The sequence below is a fragment of the Citrobacter sp. VF227 genome, assembly GCF_052950715.1.
The window spans coordinates 1-641 of record NZ_JBRFVF010000136.1 but is presented as its reverse complement, the minus strand read 5'-3'; the positions used below and the strand labels follow the sequence as shown (position 1 = coordinate 641).

General features: G+C 63.7%; 1 protein-coding gene. It reads right to left on the bottom strand.

The window, feature by feature from the left end:
- Window positions 1-41: 41 nt before the first annotated feature.
- A partial coding sequence (locus tag ACU8YC_RS25495) for a pyridoxal-phosphate dependent enzyme (protein ID WP_446896032.1) occupies window positions 42-641 on the bottom strand: 600 nt, incomplete at its 5' end.

The window sequence follows — 641 nt, the reverse complement described above, 5'->3', positions numbered from 1 at the left end:
GTTCTGTTGTTTCAGCTCGTCGAAGCGCGTCTGCAGGCGGCTCATATATGTTCTTCCTGTTCGTCGTAGTGGTGCATGACGGTCTGCATGTCCTTGTCGCCGCGGCCGGAGAGGTTGACCACCATCAGGTGATCCTTCGGCAGACCAGGCGCGCGCTTGAATACTTCAGCCAGCGCGTGGGAGGACTCCAGCGCCGGGATGATGCCTTCCAGGCGGCAGCAGGTATGGAAAGCCTTGAGCGCTTCCTTGTCGGTGATCGAGGTGTACTCGACGCGGCCGATGTCGTGCAGCCAGGCGTGTTCCGGGCCGATGCCGGGGTAGTCCAGGCCGGCGGAGATCGAGTGGGCGTCGATGATCTGGCCATCCTCGTTCTGCAGGAGGAAGGTGCGGTTGCCGTGCAGTACGCCGGGTACGCCGCCGTTCAGGCTCGCCGCGTGCTGGCCGGTCTCGATACCGTGGCCGGCCGCCTCGACGCCGATGATCTTCACGCTGGCGTCATCCAGGAACGGATGGAACAGGCCCATGGCATTGGAGCCGCCACCGATACAGGCCACCAGCGAGTCGGGCAGTCGACCTTCCTTTTCCATCATCTGCTCGCGGGTTTCCTTGCCGATCACGGCCTGGAAGTCGCGGACCATGGC